General features: G+C 73.3%; 14 protein-coding genes and 1 tRNA gene. 5 read left to right on the top strand and 10 right to left on the bottom strand.

All coding sequences use genetic code 11. The features are described 5' to 3' along the window. Window positions 1–9: 9 nt before the first annotated feature. The 8 genes from BLS67_RS09615 to BLS67_RS09585 form a co-directional block, all read right to left on the bottom strand. Window positions 10–1,701: an AMP-binding protein gene (locus BLS67_RS09615; protein ID WP_091243832.1), complete on the bottom strand. Its 1,692-nt coding sequence runs from the start codon at window positions 1,699–1,701 to the stop codon at window positions 10–12. A 51-nt stretch (window positions 1,702–1,752) separates the two neighbouring features. Then, window positions 1,753–2,727 carry an NAD(P)/FAD-dependent oxidoreductase gene (locus tag BLS67_RS09610; RefSeq protein WP_091243829.1) on the bottom strand — a complete coding sequence of 325 codons (975 nt, stop codon included), beginning with the start codon at window positions 2,725–2,727 and terminating at the stop codon, window positions 1,753–1,755. Beyond that, window positions 2,724–3,035, bottom strand: a complete 312-nt coding sequence (gene fdxA / locus BLS67_RS09605) for a ferredoxin (protein ID WP_091243826.1) — start codon at window positions 3,033–3,035, stop codon at window positions 2,724–2,726. Before fdxA ends, BLS67_RS09610 begins: the two co-directional genes overlap by 4 nt. Continuing rightward, window positions 3,032–5,179 (bottom strand): molybdopterin-containing oxidoreductase family protein, encoded by a 2,148-nt coding sequence (locus BLS67_RS09600; protein ID WP_091244228.1) that lies wholly within the window; start codon window positions 5,177–5,179, stop codon window positions 3,032–3,034. Before BLS67_RS09600 ends, fdxA begins: the two co-directional genes overlap by 4 nt. Before the next feature lie 104 nt (window positions 5,180–5,283). Further along, window positions 5,284–5,640, bottom strand: a complete 357-nt coding sequence (locus tag BLS67_RS24070; protein ID WP_207500455.1) for an RCC1 domain-containing protein — start codon at window positions 5,638–5,640, stop codon at window positions 5,284–5,286. Further along, complete coding sequence (locus BLS67_RS24065; RefSeq protein ID WP_207500452.1) at window positions 5,607–6,161, bottom strand: RCC1 domain-containing protein; 555 nt, start codon at window positions 6,159–6,161, stop codon at window positions 5,607–5,609. Before BLS67_RS24065 ends, BLS67_RS24070 begins: the two co-directional genes overlap by 34 nt. Window positions 6,162–6,193: 32 nt before the next feature. Next, window positions 6,194–7,549 carry a cryptochrome/photolyase family protein gene (locus BLS67_RS09590; protein ID WP_091243823.1) on the bottom strand — a complete coding sequence of 452 codons (1,356 nt, stop codon included), beginning with the start codon at window positions 7,547–7,549 and terminating at the stop codon, window positions 6,194–6,196. A 23-nt stretch (window positions 7,550–7,572) separates the two neighbouring features. Further along, window positions 7,573–7,908, bottom strand: a complete 336-nt coding sequence (locus tag BLS67_RS09585) for a GNAT family N-acetyltransferase (protein WP_091243821.1) — start codon at window positions 7,906–7,908, stop codon at window positions 7,573–7,575. Between the two features lie 255 nt (window positions 7,909–8,163). Between BLS67_RS09585 and BLS67_RS09580 the strand changes: the two genes are divergently transcribed. The 3 genes from BLS67_RS09580 to BLS67_RS09570 all read left to right on the top strand — a co-directional run bounded on the left by BLS67_RS09580 (window position 8,164) and on the right by BLS67_RS09570 (window position 10,190). Then, window positions 8,164–8,236, top strand: a tRNA-Arg gene (locus BLS67_RS09580). A gap of 47 nt (window positions 8,237–8,283) precedes the next feature. After that, window positions 8,284–9,708, top strand: coding sequence for an ATP-binding protein (locus tag BLS67_RS09575; protein ID WP_091243817.1), 1,425 nt, complete (start codon window positions 8,284–8,286; stop codon window positions 9,706–9,708). A 74-nt stretch (window positions 9,709–9,782) separates the two neighbouring features. Continuing rightward, window positions 9,783–10,190 (top strand): hypothetical protein, encoded by a 408-nt coding sequence (locus BLS67_RS09570; protein ID WP_091243814.1) that lies wholly within the window; start codon window positions 9,783–9,785, stop codon window positions 10,188–10,190. Between the two features lie 67 nt (window positions 10,191–10,257). Here the strand turns inward: BLS67_RS09570 and BLS67_RS09565 are convergent, their stop codons facing one another. Together BLS67_RS09565 and BLS67_RS09560 are read right to left on the bottom strand one after the other, a co-directional pair. Next, on the bottom strand, window positions 10,258–10,461 hold the full coding sequence (locus BLS67_RS09565) for a hypothetical protein (RefSeq protein WP_131801711.1): 204 nt from the start codon (window positions 10,459–10,461) through the stop codon (window positions 10,258–10,260). 304 nt (window positions 10,462–10,765) lie between these two features. After that, entirely contained in the window at window positions 10,766–11,224 is a 459-nt protein-coding gene (locus tag BLS67_RS09560; RefSeq protein WP_091243808.1) for a DIP1984 family protein, read from the bottom strand. 109 nt (window positions 11,225–11,333) lie between these two features. Between BLS67_RS09560 and BLS67_RS09555 the strand changes: the two genes are divergently transcribed. Next, entirely contained in the window at window positions 11,334–12,248 is a 915-nt protein-coding gene (locus BLS67_RS09555) for an ATP-binding cassette domain-containing protein (protein ID WP_091243804.1), read from the top strand. After that, a complete protein-coding gene (locus BLS67_RS09550) occupies window positions 12,245–13,048 on the top strand; it encodes an ABC transporter permease subunit (RefSeq protein WP_091243801.1) in 804 nt (267 codons plus the stop codon). The genes BLS67_RS09555 and BLS67_RS09550 overlap by 4 nt, the downstream gene beginning before the upstream one ends. Window positions 13,049–13,057 lie beyond the last annotated feature (9 nt).

Genomic DNA, 13,057 nt, shown 5'->3' with positions numbered 1-13,057 from the left:
GCGGGTCGCTCAGCCGCGCAGGTCGGGGAAGTCGGTGTCGCTGTACTCGGTCGACCCGCCGTCGCCGGCCTCCTCGCGCTGCCGCAGCTCGACCCGGCGGATCTTGCCGCTGATGGTCTTGGGCAGCTCGTAGAACTCGACCTTGCGCACCCGCAGGAACGGCGCGAGGTGGGCCCGGGCGTGCGCCAGGATCGACCGGGCGGTCTCGGCGGTGGGCTCGTGCCCGGCCGCGAGGGCGACGTAGGCCTTGGGGACGGCGGCCCGCACCGGGTCCGGGGCGGGGACGACGGCAGCCTCGGCGACGGCGGGGTGCTCGATCAGCACGCTCTCCAGCTCGAACGGGCTGATCTTGTAGTCGCTGGCCTTGAAGACGTCGTCGGTGCGCCCGACGTAGGTGATGTAGCCCTGGGCGTCCCGGGTCGCGACGTCCCCGGTGTGGTAGTACCCGCCGGCCATCGCGTCGGCGTTGCGCACCGGGTCGCCGGCGTACCCGGTCATCAGCGGGAGGGGGTGCGCGGACAGGTCCAGGCAGATCTCGCCGTCGTCCCCGACCTGGCCGGTGACCGGGTCGACCAGCACCACCGGGCACCCCGGCAGCGGCCGGCCCATCGAGCCCGGCTTGACCGGCGAACCCGGGGTGTTGCCGACGACGGCGGTCATCTCGGTCTGCCCGAACCCGTCGCGCAGGGTGAGCCCCCACGCCTTCTCGACCTGCGAGATCACCTCGGGGTTGAGCGGTTCACCGGCCGCGATGACCTCGCGCAGCGACCCCGGACCGCCGGACAGGTCGGCCTGGATGAGCATCCGCCACACCGTCGGCGGGGCGCAGAACGTGGTGATGCCGGCCGACCGGATCCGCTCCAGCAGGGCCGGGGCGTCGAAGCGGGCGTAGTTGTAGAGGTAGATCGTGGCGCCGGTGATCCACGGGGCGAAGAAGCAGGACCAGGCGTGCTTGGCCCAGCCCGGGGAGCTGATGTTCAGGTGCACGTCGCCGGGCTGCAGGCCCAGCCAGTACATCGTCGACAGGTGCCCCAGGGGGTAGGAGACCTGCGTGTGCTCGACCAGCTTGGGCCGCGACGTGGTCCCCGAGGTGAAGTACAGCAGCAGCGGGTCCCCGGGGGCGGTCCCCGGGTGCTCGACCGGCGCGTCGTCGACGTCCGCGGCGTCCGCGTAGGCCAGCCAGCCCTCGACCGGGCCGCCGACCGCGATGCGCGTGTAGTCGCCCGGGACGGCGTCGAACTTGGCCGTGTCCGCCGTGTTCGCGACCACGTGGGCCGCGCCGCCGCGCTCGATCCGGTCGACGAGGTCCGTCGGGCCCAGCGCGGTCGTGGTCGGCATGATCACCGCGCCGAGCTTCATCACCGCGAGCATCGACTCCCACAGCTCGACCTGGTTGCCCATCATCAGCACCACCCGGTCACCCCGGCCGATGCCCCTCGAGGCGAACCAGCGGGCCACCTGGTCCGACCGGCGGACCATCTCGGCGAAGGAGTACCGCGCCTCGCGGCCGTCGGCCTCGGCGATCCACAGGGCGGTGCCCTGGTCGTCGCGGGCGTAGGCGTCGAACCAGTCGTGCGCCCAGTTGAAGCGGTCACCCAGGTCGGGCCAGGTGAACTCGGCGACCGCGCGCGCGTGCTCACCCCGCAGGCCGAGCAGCTGGTCCCGGGCAGCCCGGTAGATCTCGGTGGCCGTGGTCGTCATGCAGCTCCTCCTCGATGAGGTGCGTGGGTCAGGGGGCCATCGTGCACCGGCTCAGGCGGAGTCGCTGGAGTGCCCCGGGACGACGGCGAGCTCCGGGCGCACCAGCGGGGCCAGGTTGTTCACCGCCAGCGCGGCCTCGCCGAAGCCGACCGAGATCAACCGCACCTTGCCGGGGAAGTCGGTGATGTCCCCGGCGGCGAAGACCCGGGCCCGGTTGGTGCGCATCGACCGGTCGACCGGGATGTGCCGGCGGGTGAGCTCGATGCCCCAGCCGGCCAACGCCTTCAGGTCGGCCTGGAACCCCAGCGCGGCGACCACCTCGTCGACGGCCAGGGTGGTCCCGCCGTCGGGGCCCAGCAGGTCGACCTCGGCGACGGTGTGCTCGCCGCGGACGGCGGACACCTCGTAGGGCGTCAGCAGCCGCACCGACGACGCGCGCAGCTGCTCGACGCTGCGCTCGTGGGCCCGGAAGGCGTCCCGCCGGTGGGCGAGGGTGACGCTGGCCGCCAGCGGCTCCAGCACCAGCGCCCAGTCGACGGCCGAGTCGCCGCCGCCGACGACCAGCACGTGCTTGCCCGCCAGGTCGGCCGGCCGGGGCACGGTGTACCGCAGACCCCGGCCGGCGAACTCGCCACCGGCGGGCAGCGGGCGCGGGGTGAACCCGCCCATGCCCCCGGTGATCAGCAGGGCCCGGGCCCGGACGACGGCCCCGAGGTCGGTGCGCAGGGTGACCCCGTCGTCGTCCTCGTCGAGCTCGACGGCCCGGTGGCCCAGCAGGTACGTCGGGTCGGCCAGGGATGCCTGCGCGACCAGGTCGTCGACGAGGTCCTGGGCACGCACCCGCGGGAAGCCGGCCACGTCGAACACCGGCTTCTCGGGGTACAGGGCAGTCATCTGCCCGCCCGGCGCCGGCAGCGCGTCGACCACCACGACCGACATGCCGCGGAAGCCGGCGTAGTAGGTGGCGTAGAGACCGGCCGGGCCGGCCCCCACGACCACCAGGTCGACGTCGAGCTGCTCGCTCACCCGGGCTGCCGCTCGGCGACGATCGGGTGGTCGGCGTCGGTCACGTCGTCCCCGGCGCCGCCGGAGAGGCCGTGCTCGGCGACGAACTCCGCGTTGGCGGCCACGAACGGCTCGAGCTCCGGGGGCATCTTGTACTCCCAGTGGATCGCGTCGCTGGGGCAGGCGGGCATGCACTTGCCGCAGTCCACGCACTCGTCGGGGTGGATGTAGGCCATCCGGGCACCCGGGTAGATGCAGTCGACCGGGCACTCCTCCACGCACGAGCGGTCCAGGACGTCGATGCAGGCGTCGGTGATCACGTAGCTCATGCGATCTCGACCTCCACCAGGGTGTCGGAGAAGGTGGGCGCGTTGCCCAGGTCGGCGAACGCGGTCGGGTTGACCGCGGCGAGCGTGGCACCGGCCCGGGAGTGCTTGCGCCACGCGCCCATCGCGCTGACCACGACGCCGGGCAGCAGGGTGCGGTCGAGCTTGGCCACCAGGGTGAACCGGCCGCGGTCGTTGAACACCTGCACCTGCGCGCCCTCGGTGATGCCGCGCGCGGCCGCGTCGTCGGGGTGGATGACCAGCGTGGCCTCCTTCTGCACCTTCTGGTGGAACTCGTGGTTGCCGAAGCTGGAGTTCAGGTAGGCGTGCGACTTGGGCGTGAGCAGGTTGAGCGGGTACCGGTTGGACAGCGAGGGGTCGCCGGCGGCGTTCTCGCGCGGCGGGATGTAGTGCGGCAACGGGTCGACCGGCTGCCCGGGCTGGTGGTCGTTCGAGCCCTGCCGGAACAGCGGGACGACGAAGTTGCCGCCGGCCGCCGCGGAGGCGACGAACTCGACCTTCCCCGACCCGGTCGGGAAGCCGCCCTCGGCGTGCGGGGCGTACTCGTCGGGCGAGGGCACGTTCAGCCGCTGCCACCCCTGCTCCTGCAGCGACTCGACGGTGATGCCCTGCATGTGCGGGTGCGACCAGTCGAACGCCTCGGCGATCATCTCGGCGTCGGTGCGCCGGAACACCGGGTCGTCGAAGCCCATCGCGGCGGCCAGCCGGCGGAACATCTCGGTGTTGGGCACCGCCTCGCCCAGCGGTGCGATCGACCGGTGGTTGTAGGTCACGAACAGGTGGCCCCAGCTGAACATGATGTCGTCCTGCTCGAGCTGGGTGGTGGCCGGCAGCACGATGTCGGCGTAGTCGGCGGTGTCGGTCATGCACTGCTCGCTGACCACGGTGAACAGGTCCTCGCGCTGCAGGCCGGCGACCAGCTTGTCCTGGTCGGGGCAGACCACCACCGGGTTGGAGTTGTAGACGAACAGGGCCTTGAGCGGCGGGCCGTCCATCTCCCCGGCCAGCGCCGAACCCAGCCGGTACTGGTTGATGACCCGGGTGCCGGGGGTGAGCATCTCGGGGTGCATGAAGGCACCCCAGTTGACCGGGAAGGCCCACAGCGGGAGCTGCAGGATGCCGCCGCCGGGCTTCCGCCACGCACCGACCAGCCCGGGCAGGCAGGACAGCGCGCGCACGGCCTGGCCGCCACCGGCGTGCCGCTCGACGGCGACGCCGATCCGGATGACCGAGGGCTGGGCGCCGGCGTACTCCCGCGCCAGGGTGCGGATGGTCTCGGCCGGGACGCCGGTCTCGGTCTCGGCCCACTCGGGGGTGTACTGCTCGACCCGCTCGGCGAACTCGGGGTAGCCGACGGTGAAGTGCTCGACGTAGTCGGTGTCGGTCAGGCCCTCGGCGATGATCACGTGCGCCATGGCCAGGGCGAGCGCGCCGTCGGTGCCCGGGCGCAGGGCGATGTGCTGGTCGGCGGCGGCCGCCGTCCGGGTGCGCACCGGGTCGACCACGACGACCTTGGCGCCGCGCTTGCGGGCCTCGGTGATGTAGGGCCACAGGTGCAGGTTCGTGCTCTGGATGTTGCAGGCCCAGATCAGGATGAACCGCGAGTGCACCAGGCTCTCGGGGTCCACGCCGGCGGTGTCGCCGATGGTCATGGCGTAGGCGGTGCACGAGCCGGAGTCGCAGTAGGTGCGCTCGGCGACGGTGGCGCCCAGCTCCGCGAAGAACGGGTCGCCGACGTTCAGCCCGTTGAGGATGCCCTGGGTGCCCAGGTAGCTGACCGGCATGACGGCCTCGGGCCCGTGCTCGTCGACGATGCCGCGCAGCCGGGTGGCGATCTCGTCCACCGCGTCGGACCAGCTGATCCGCTCGAACCGGCCGCTGCCCTTCGGGCCGGTGCGGCGCATGGGGAACAGCACGCGGCCGGGGTCGTAGACCCGGTCCAGGTAGTTGTTGACCTTCACGCACAGGCCACCGGCGGTGTACGGGTGGTCGGGATCGCCCGCGACGTCGACGGCGCGGCCGTCCTCGACGGTGACCAGCATCGCGCAGGTGTCGGGGCAGTCGTGCGGGCAGGCTCCGCGGACGACCGTCGTGGCGGTGGTGGGTTCCGGCGGCGCGATCGTCATGGGGGCCTCCGAGCGTGGGCGGACCGGGGTGTCGTCGTCCACCCTGTCCGCCCCGGGCCCCGGGGGTCTTGGCTCAGCTGACCCGGTCGTTGTCCCAGCGGGGACTACCCACCCCGTCGGGCGCGGGCGAGCTGCCAGTGGTCGACGTCGCACTGCCCGTCGTCGTCGTTCCCGGCGGCGAGGACCGTTCCGTCCGCCCGGAGGCCGAGCGTGTGGGTCGACCCCGCGGCCACCGCCACGACGTCTCGCCACGCTGCGACGTCGCACTGCCCGCGGCTGTCGTCCCCGGCCGCGAGCACCCGGCCTCCGTCGACGACCGCGACCGTGTGGTGGCTGCCCGCCGACACCGCCGTGACGTGGCGCCACGCACGCGCCTCGTCGATGCCTGCCGCGCGGTCCCCGGCCGCCAGCACCGTCCCGTCCCGGGTCACCCCGACCGTGTGCAGGTAGCCGGCAGCCACCGAGCGCAGCCGACGCACCGTGCCACTGCGCACTGGCCCTTCCGGTCGTTCCCGACGGCGACGGCGGTCCCGTCGGCGCGGAGGCCGACGGTGTGCCAGTCGCCAGCCGCGACGGCCACGAGTTCCCGCCACCCCTCGACGTCGGTGGCCCCCTCGTCCCGCCGACCGGCCGCCAGCACCGTCCCGTCGGTGCGGACGGCGAGGGTGCGTCGCCAGCCGGCGGCGATGTCCACGACCTGGGTCCACCCCTCGACGTCGCACTGCCCGGAGTCGTTCCACCCGGTCGCCAGCACCGTGCCGTCGGCGCGCAGCCCGACCGTGTGGGCCCGACCGGTGTTGGCGGCGGTGTGCACGCCGCCGACGGCGACGGCGACGACGTCGGACCACCCGTCGACCCGCCGCTCCTCCGAGCCCGGTCGGCCCGCGGTGAGCACGGAGCCGTCCACCGCCACGCCGGCGGAGTGCCGGCGGCCCGCGGCGACGAGACCGTGCGTCGGCTGGTGGCCCTGGTCGCGCAGCACCGGTCCATGGTCCCGGCCAGCGCGTCGGGGGGCTACCGGCCGCGGGCCTTCGCGTAGCGGTCGAGGGCGACCTCGCGCTCGTGCTTGTGGTCCACCATCACCTCGGGGTACCCCTCGGGGACGCCGTCCGGGGCCTTCCACGGCTCGTGCACCAGCTTCGCGTCCAGGTCGCGCAGCTCGGGCACCCAGCGGCGCACGTACTCGCCGTCCGGGTCGAACTTCTTGCCCTGGGTGATCGGGTTGAAGACCCGGAAGTAGGGCGCGGCGTCGGTGCCGGTGCCGGCCACCCACTGCCAGCCGTGGTTGTTGCTGGCCAGGTCGCCGTCGACCAGGTGCTGCATGAAGTACCGGGCGCCGCGGGTCCACTCCTGGTGCAGGTCCTTGACCAGGAAGCTGGCGGTGATCATGCGCATGCGGTTGTGCATCCAGCCCTCGGCCAGCAGCTGGCGCATCGCGGCGTCGACGGCGGGGAAGCCGGTGCGACCGGTGGCCCAGGCCTCGAAGTCCTCGTCGGCGTGCTTGCCGGACGCGTAGGTCATGCCCTTGAGCTCGTCGTTGTAGTACTCGCGGGCGGTCTCGGGCCGGTGCCAGAGCACGTCGGCGTAGAACTCCCGCCAGCACAGCTCGGTGACGTAGGTGTCGACGCCCGGGCCCTTCTGCCCCGACTCCGCGATGTCGTGCAGCAGGGTGCGCGGGTGGACGGTGCCGAAGTGCAGGTGCGCCGACATGCGGCTGGTGGTGTCCAGGTCGGGGCGGTCGCGCTGGTCGTCGTAGTCGGCGATCCGCTCGTCGAGGAACTGCTTCCAGCGCTTGCCTGCTGCTCGCTCACCGGGCTCGAGCAGCTCGGTGTCGCCCAGGTCGGGCGCCTCGGGCAGGTCCTCGGAGTCGGCGCGGGCCCAGCTGACCTTGCGGGGCCGGGGCGCCGGGTCGGGCCAGCCGTGCTCGCGCCAGCGGCGGGAGAAGGGGGTGAACACCTTGAACGGGGTGTCGTCGTCCTTCCGGATCGTGCCGGGGGCGATCGCGTAGGCCGAGCCGGTGCGCACCAGGTCGACGTCCCCGAGCGCCTTCTCGACCGCGGTGTCGCGCGTGCGGCCGTACGGGCCGGTGTCGCCGGCGACGTGCACGCTCACCGCGTCGACCTCACGGGCCAGGGCCGGGACGACGTCCTCGGGTTTGCCGTGGCGGATGACCAGCTGGCCGTCGGTGGCCTCGTGCAGGTCGGCGAGGCAGCCGGCCAGGAAGTGCTTGCGCGGGTCGCCGGACTTCTCCCAGAGGGCTGGGTCCAGGACGAACAGCGGCAGCACGTCCCCGGCGTCGCGCGCGGCGAGCAGGGCCGGGTTGTCGGCCAGGCGGAGGTCACGTCGGAACCAGTGGATCGCGGTCGGCACCGCCCGAACCTACGGAGTGCGCGTCATCGCTGCGCGGTGAGCGGCAACCCGAAGTGCGGGCGGTCGTCGGGGCGCACGAGGTCCTGGTCGGCCGGGTGCGTCTGCAGGTAGTGCCGCACGAAGGAGCAGTAGGGGAGGACGGCGAGGTGCCGTTCGCGGGCGCTGGCGAGGACGGCGGCCACCAGCGTGGTGCCGATGCCCCGGCCGGCGACGGCGGGGGAGACCTCGGTGTGCGGGAGGGTCATGACGTCGCCCTCGACGTGGTAGCTCGCCATGCCGACGACCTGGCCGTCGACCACGACCTCGAACCGCCCGCGCATGGGGGCGTCCTCGACGTGCACCTGCTGCGTGCTGCTCATGCTGCTCGTTCCACCTCCTGCCCGGCGTCGGTGCCGGGACCTGGTTCGGGTGATCACCCGACTCCGGACAGACACCGTAACCGGTTCGTCTCGGTTCCGCTCTGCCCTGATCCACGATCTTCCCCCTCCGGGGGTTCCCGTCCATCTGCGGACCGGGCGCGTCGCCGGACGGTTTCGTTCCGCCACCCCGGGCGCCGGGGCGGTGGGGCTGCCGGGGACCGGGGTGGCCGCCCGCTAGCCTCGTGCTGGTCCCGAGCCCCCGTAGCTCAGGGGATAGAGCATCGGTTTCCTAAACCGTGTGCCGCAGGTTCGAATCCTGCCGGGGGCACAGGTAACTATCATGCGAGACAGTATCCCGTATGATAGTGTTACTCCGTGCTCGGGTCGTTCGTCGGTCGTGATGACCAGCTGGCGCTGCTCGACCGGGAGCTGGAGCTGGTCCGGGCAGGCGGCCAGCGACCTGGGCGGGCGTTGCTGGTGCGCGGACGGCGACGGGTCGGCAAGTCGCGGCTGGTCGAGGAGTTCATCGCCCGTTCCGGTGTCCCCGCGGTCTACTTCACCGCATCCATGCAGGCGCCCGAGGAGGAGCTGCGGCTGTTCGCCGCAGAGGTGGCCGCCTCCGACCTCCCTGGCGCGGCCATCTACGCCGAACTCGGGCCGACGACCTGGGACGCCGCGCTGACGGTTCTCGCGACCGCGCTGCCCGACGACGGGCCCAGCATCGTCGTCATCGACGAACTGCCGTACCTGACCGGTACGGACGGCGCTCTCGAGGGCACCCTCCAGAAGGTCTTCGACCGGGTGCTGTCCCGCCGCCCGGTGCTGCTCATCGGGGTGGGGTCCGACCTGGCGATGATGGAGGCGCTGAACGCCTACGGTCGCCCGTTCCACCAGCGGGCCGTCGAGATGGTGGTGCCCCCGCTGAACCCGGCCGAGGTGGCAGCCATGCTCGACCTGCCGCCCGCCGATGCCTTCGACGCCTACCTGGTGACCGGTGGCCTGCCCCTGGTCTGCCAGGAGTGGACGCCCGGCGCACCGCTGATGCAGCACCTCGCGCAGGTGCTCGCCGTCCCCACGTCTGCCTTGCTGGTGAGCGGCGAACGTGCCCTGGCAGCCGAGTTCCCCGGCGAGACGCAGGCGCGACGAGTCCTGCGGACGATCGGCGCCGGCGAGCGGACCTTCACCACGATCGGCCAACGGGCCGGTGGACTGCAGCAGGCCTCGCTGAACCGGTCGCTGTCGGTGCTGCGGGAGAAACGGGTGGTCGCCGTCGACACGCCGTTGTCGACCAGGCCGTCGCGGGAGAGCCGCTACCGCGTCGCCGACCCCTACCTCCGGTTCTGGCTGACCTTCCTCGGACCGCACCTCGCCGAGGTCGAGCGCGGGCGGGGTGACCGGGTGCTCGCCCGGATCGAGGCCTCGTGGTCGGCATGGCGGGGCCGAGCCGTCGAACCCGTGGTCCGGGAGAGCCTGGTCCGGTTGCCCGCCGAGGCCCGTGCCGGAACCCGTGGTGTCGTGGGCGGGTACTGGACCCGGTCGAACGACCCGGAGATCGACCTCGTCGTCGCCGACCGCGAACCGGTCGCCGGGCGGATCGAGGCGGTCGGCTCGATCAAGTGGCTCGACGACGCCCCGTTCGACCAGCGGGACCTCGCAGTGCTGGTCACCCATCGGGGGCAGTTGCCGGGCGCGGTGGCCGACCTCCCGCTCGTGGTCGTCTCCCGATCCGGTGTCGCCGTCGACGGCGTGACCGCCATCGGGCCGGCTGATCTCCTCCAGGCCTGGGGCGGGCGGCCGTGACGTCGTTGCGCCGGCTCCTCCGGCGACGTCCCGCGCCCCGGCGTGCGAGAACCCGAGCTGTCCGACGTGTTGCCTTGCTGTCGGCCGCTGGACTGGCGGCCGTCGTCCTCTCGGGCTGCTCGACCTTCGGCTCGGTCGGCGACCAGGACACCGTGGACGCCAGCACCGAGGCGGCATCGCAACTGCAGGACCGGTTCGAGGACCTGCCCGGGGTTGCCCTCGCCGAGGTGCGCTACCAGGACGACCTGACGGTCGGGGCGCAGCTGCGCGCTGCCGTCGAGGTCGAGGTCGGTACCGATGTGCAGTTCACCCTGGACGCGGTCGAAGAGGCGTGCTGGCGGTCGGAGGTCGATCCGCTCGACGAGCTGGTCATCGTGGTGAGCACCCGCACCGAGCCGCTGACCTCGGAGACGCGGAGCTACGACCTGGACATCGGGGCGGACGTCTCGGGCCTGACGGAGCGGTGGGGCGAGCGGCCGTGATCCCCCCTGCCGGCAGCTGCAGACGGGTCGAGCAGGTCGTAGGGCACCGCTGACCCAGCGGTACCGGTCAGGCCGCGCGGGGCGTGGCGCGGACGACGAAGCGGTGGCCGCGAGCCTGGGCGCGGCGGGCGCACTGGTCCAGCGCCAGGCGGGCGCCGGGTGGCCAGGAGTCCAGCCGGGCGGCGTCCACCTCGACGTCCCCGCGGAAGACGGCCAGCCGCAGCTGCCGCAGCACCCGGGCGATCTCCGGCCCGTTCGACACGTTCTCCATGCCGACGAGTCTGCTGATCACGAGGTCCCCGCACATCGGCCGCGAGGCCCATCCCCTGTCCACCCCAGGGTGGAGAACGGCCGCCGCGGGAGGTCCCCTGACCCGCCCTCGCCGGAGGAGTCGACACGTGGTGGTGGTGCGTGCTGGCTGCGCCGTGACCGGTGCGCGGTTCCGGGCTGCGTCGTGATCGAGGGAGTCGAACCCCCAGGCTGCCCCTCGCCTGCCATCGGTGGACCGGGTTGCCCGCCGGCCCTCGGGTTCGTGTCCGCCCTCCTGCGGCTACCGACTCCCGCGGCGGCCGTGCTCAGTCCAGCAGGTCGTGCATCCAGTTGGCCTGCTGGATGCGGACGTCGAGCTCCCGCAGCTCCCGGGCGACGTCGTCGGCGCGCGACCGCAGCTCGCGCACCGGCAACGACGTGAGCTGGCGCAGCTCGCTGCGCAGCTGCCGGAACCCGGTGCCCGCAGCCGCGTCTGCCGCCGACGTCAGCAGCGCGTGCCGCAGGCGCAGGACGTCGCGGCGCGCGAGGGCGGCGGTCATCGTGCCGTCGGCACCCAGGTCGACCACGGCATTCGTGCGGTTGATGCGGGCGATCCACGTCTCGAGCTCGTCGAGCGCCCGCTCGGCCTCCACCAGCAGGTCGGCCGAGCTCTCGGTGGGCTCCTCGCCCTCCTGGTAGCGGGCGTTGGCGGTGATCCGGGCCCGCAGCTGGTCGACCCGGCGGCGTGCGTCGGTGCGCAGCGACAGCGCCTCGGCGATCTTCATGCCAGCACCGTAGGAGGCCCGGCGGTACTCCTGGCGGCGTACCCCGTCCCGCGCAGGTGACGTCCTGCGGACGACGACGGGCGCCGCCGCGCGCAGCAGGCTGGGCGGCATGATCGAACTGCGTGGGTTGACCAAGCGCTACGGCGACCGGCTCGCCGTCGACGACGTGACCGTGACCGTCCAACCGGGCGTCGTCACCGGGTTCCTGGGCCCCAACGGCGCCGGCAAGTCCACGACCATGCGGATGGTGCTGGGCCTGGACCGGCCCACCGCCGGCACCGCCCTGGTCAACGGCAAGCCCTACGCCGAGCACCGCGACCCGCTGCGCCAGGTCGGTGCGCTGCTGGAGGCCCGGGCCCTGCACCCGGGGCGCACCGCCCGCGCCCATCTGCAGTCCCTCGCCGCCACGGCGGGTCTGCCGAAGGGCCGGGTGGACACCGTGCTGGAGCTCTCCGGCCTGACCGGGGTGGCCGGCAAGCGGGTCGGCGGGTTCTCCCTCGGCATGGGCCAACGGCTCGGGGTGGCCACCGCGCTGCTCGGCGACCCCGCGACCGTCGTCCTCGACGAACCGGTCAACGGGCTGGACCCCGACGGCGTCCTGTGGATCCGCACCCTGGCCCGCCGACTGGCCGCCGAGGGCCGCACCGTCTTCTTCTCCTCCCACCTCATGGCCGAGATGGCGGTGACCGCCGACCACCTGGTGGTCATGGGCCGCGGCCGGTTGGTCGCCGACGTGTCCACCGCCGAGTTCCTGCGCCGGGCCGGTGGGGACGGCGTCCGGGTGCGCAGCCCCCGTGCCGCCGAGCTCGCCGCGCTGCTGGCCGGGCCGGACATCACCGTCGAGTCCGCCGAGACCGGCGTGCTGCTGGTCCGCGGTGTCGCCACCGAGGTGATCGGCGACCGGGCCGCGGCGGCCGGCATCGCCCTGCACGAGCTGACCGCCGTCCAGGCCTCCCTCGAGGAGGCGTTCATGACCCTCACGGCCGACGACCGCGAGTACCGCACCGAGGAGCAGCCGGCATGACCACCACCCTCGAGACCCCGACCCGACCGTCCACGGCCGGCCTGCTCCGCGGCGAGTGGATCAAGGCCCGCTCGCTGCGCTCCACCTGGTACGTCCTGGCCGGGTCGCTGGTCGGGATGGTGTTGCTCGGCCTGCTGTTCACCAGCACGGCGGGCGACGGCGGACCCGGCGGCAACGGCGGCGGCCCGCCCAGCGTGGACTTCGCCCAACCGCTGACCCTCGCGCTGGCCGGCTACAACCTGGCCCAGCTCGCCCTCGGCGTGCTCGGCGTCCTGCTGGTCACCGGCGAGTACACCTCCGGCACGATCCGCAGCACCTTCGCGGCCACCCCGCGGCGCTGGCCGGTCGTCGCGGCCAAGGCCGCCGTGCTGGGCGGGGTCGTCCTGGTCACCTCGACCGTGGCCGCGCTGGCCTCGTACGCCGTGGGCTCCGCCGTCACCGACGGCATGCCCGGGCTGGGTGACGACGGCGTCCTGCGGGTGGTCCTGGGGACGGCGCTCTACCTGACCGCGATCACCCTGCTCGGCTCCGCGCTGGGCTGGCTGCTCCGCTCGACCGCCGGCGCCGTGGCCACCCTGTTCGGGCTGGTCTTCCTGCTGCCGATCCTGGGCAACCTGCTCCCCGCGGACTGGGGCCCGGACGTCGTCCGCTGGCTGCCGAGCTCGGCCGGGGGCAGCCTGCTGCGGTTGACCACCACCGCCGACCAATTCGCGCCGTGGACCGGGTTCGCCGTCCTGGTCGGCTACGTCGCCGTCGGGCTCGGCGCGGCGGTGTGGCGGCTGGGCACCCGCGACGCGTGAGCGGGACGA

Origin of the sequence: Klenkia soli, assembly GCF_900103975.1 — a bacterium.
Lineage (GTDB): Bacteria > Actinomycetota > Actinomycetes > Mycobacteriales > Geodermatophilaceae > Klenkia > Klenkia soli.
The sequence above is the reverse complement of the archived record's forward strand: the minus strand, read 5'-3'. Positions and strand labels throughout refer to the sequence as shown.